The 2,517-nt window shown below is 35.0% G+C and carries 3 protein-coding genes; all 3 read right to left on the bottom strand.

Annotated features, from left to right (window positions below):
• Window positions 1-99: 99 nt before the first annotated feature.
• Window positions 100-858 (bottom strand): hypothetical protein, encoded by a 759-nt coding sequence (locus CXF74_RS21025; RefSeq protein WP_101084553.1) that lies wholly within the window; start codon window positions 856-858, stop codon window positions 100-102.
• A 143-nt stretch (window positions 859-1,001) separates the two neighbouring features.
• Window positions 1,002-1,337 (bottom strand): hypothetical protein, encoded by a 336-nt coding sequence (locus CXF74_RS21020; protein WP_157822503.1) that lies wholly within the window; start codon window positions 1,335-1,337, stop codon window positions 1,002-1,004.
• A gap of 122 nt (window positions 1,338-1,459) precedes the next feature.
• Complete coding sequence (locus CXF74_RS21015; RefSeq protein ID WP_101084549.1) at window positions 1,460-1,846, bottom strand: hypothetical protein; 387 nt, start codon at window positions 1,844-1,846, stop codon at window positions 1,460-1,462.
• Between the last annotated feature and the right edge of the window lie 671 nt (window positions 1,847-2,517).

Genomic DNA, 2,517 nt, shown 5'->3' with positions numbered 1-2,517 from the left:
GCCCAAATAATAGGCAAATATCAGTTGGTTAAAATAAGCGACGCAGGAGCAAAAACCAACTGTTATTTGTCCTGATTAATTTGCTTGTTAGAGCTACGATCATATAGGAAGCCTGTCAGCATATTGGTCATATTTATCAGAAGCTTTTGCAGCTATGACCATCTGTTTTTTATGCCATTCTAACTTCCCATAAACACTAGGCTCATAGCGATTCTCTTTAATTTCTTGATCTACATCGGAGATGAATTTTTTAAGTATGCCTATGGCACCTTTATTCATTACTGTATTTACCCAGCTATAGCTGTCAATCCCAAAAGGACCATCGGGATATGAGGTCAACAATTTCGACTCAATAAGCTCCGCATCATCAAAGCCAAACTTCTCGAGAAAATCTATATAGTTTTGACCAACTAAAATTCTAGGGTTTTTAGCTAATTTATTTTCTAAGTCATAAGCAGAGTTGAATGCCGGACCAAACATAATACCATTAGGCTCATGAGTTAATAATCCTATATCACCACCACCTCTCGACAGTAAGCCTACATCTAATAGTTCATACTGTACACGTTGAACAACAGCTAACAAAGCAGCTACAGCTTCAGGCTGTTCACATGAAACTGAGATTACGAGTGAATCTGAAAACGTCAAAACCTGAACATCTGACTTAGGAAGGCTTTGACCTTTCAATAATGAAATCAAAAAACCAGTTGAAGTGCTATTTTGTGCATTGGGCAAACTAGCAATTAAGTTAAGGCTATCTGATATTTTCTTCATTAATACAGGATCATCTGCAGCTTTTTCCACCTTTTTCCCAAAACCTAGTATATCTAGGAAGAATACTGCTCTTTCTTGATACATCTTATACTCCGAATTTAATTAGTAGCTCTAACGCCCAATTAACGGGCTAAAAATATCGGGCTAAAATGGTAGCGAAGCGAACAGCCCGCTGTTTTTAGTCCTGTTGAATTGCTTGTTATGTTTTTATAGCATATAGACTATTTTTACATCCCAACAGCTCGAAGGTAGCAGTATGACCCTGTAGCCTTTATGTCATCATTTGCGTATACAGTAATAGGCTTGTTTGCCATTTTTGCAGCTAGCACTGCTGATATAATATGTACATCTTTTTCACGGACTGCTACATATTGAGTATTGCAACTTGTTTCTACATTCCAACTCAATGAATTAACTTCAAGTTGTAGCATCCCTTTCCAATTAGCAGCAATAACGGCATCCTTAGAATGAAAGTAAACATTCTTTATTGTTCCAGTCCCTTGTACATTTTTCGCTATAGCTACATTAGAAATAAGTAGCAGTAAAAAAAATAATTTATTCATTTTAACCTCCAGATTGATTTTGAATGAAAACATAACGCCTCGTTAAGCGGCGAAAAATAGTTGGCTACACTTTGTGAGGAACGAACAAAAGCCAACTGTTTTTTGTCCGTTTAAACGACTTGTTATGTGATATTTTCACGCAATGATTGAACTTGCATATCAAATAATTCCAAATCTGATTTATTACCTGATTTTGTTACCGTAATCCACTGAAAACCGGTTTCATCTGTATTTCTAAATTCAATTTGTAATTCATACTTTTTGGATGTAATAAGTGCATACAAGATCCCTGGAATCATGCCTACTGGTGCTAGAATATAAGTAGCCCCCTCAGGAGTAATAGCCAAAAGAACACTGGTAGTTAATAACCCGAAGCAAATTATACGAATGACATGCTTTATTAGAGTGTTGTTTACCACACGTGCATTGTTGATTTTTGTTAAATAGTAAGAATCATTTTTAAATTGGAATTTTTGACTATCAATTTTGAAGCTTTCTTTATTAAGCATTTTATAACCCTTCCATAAAAGTTTTATTAGTGAGCCTATTTAAATTTCATAACTCCCAAACCACAAAGACATATTAAGCCCCTAGACATAAAAAGACAATCATTAATCAACAAAAATTTACTAGTACATAAACAATAAATGACACATAACGCCGCATTAAGCGGACAAAAATAGTGGGTTAAAATGTGTAGCGAAGCGAAACGTAACCCACTGTTTTAGTTCCGTTTAAATGCCTTGTTATGAGTATGTCGGATACTACCAAACATTTAATTTGAAATACAATAAAAGTATTAATATTGAGAGCCAAACAAACCAAGCAAGCCACATAAGATATCGTTTCCTTTTAGTTGGAAACTCGTCTGTATACAAAATCACACAGTAACAACACAATGGAAATAGAGCATATAGTTTTGCGGCTGCATGTGGATTAGATTCAGAAATAAATGGTGGAATATAAAAATATATATATCCATAAACACAGATGAAAATTGTTGCTAATACTCGCCTGATGTTAAAGCGTTCACAATGCTCAGTAACATAAGGAAAAAATGCTAGTGCACAAACGACTAGGACAACAAATAAAATCAAGTTATTACCTTAGATGAATACTCATAACGCCTGCTTAAGCGGATAAAAATGGTTGGCTATAATTGTGGAGCGAAGCGGAACTT

The sequence above is a fragment of the Psychromonas sp. Urea-02u-13 genome (assembly GCF_002835995.1).
Lineage (GTDB): Bacteria > Pseudomonadota > Gammaproteobacteria > Enterobacterales > Psychromonadaceae > Psychromonas.
This window is presented reverse-complemented; position numbering and strand designations above follow the sequence as displayed.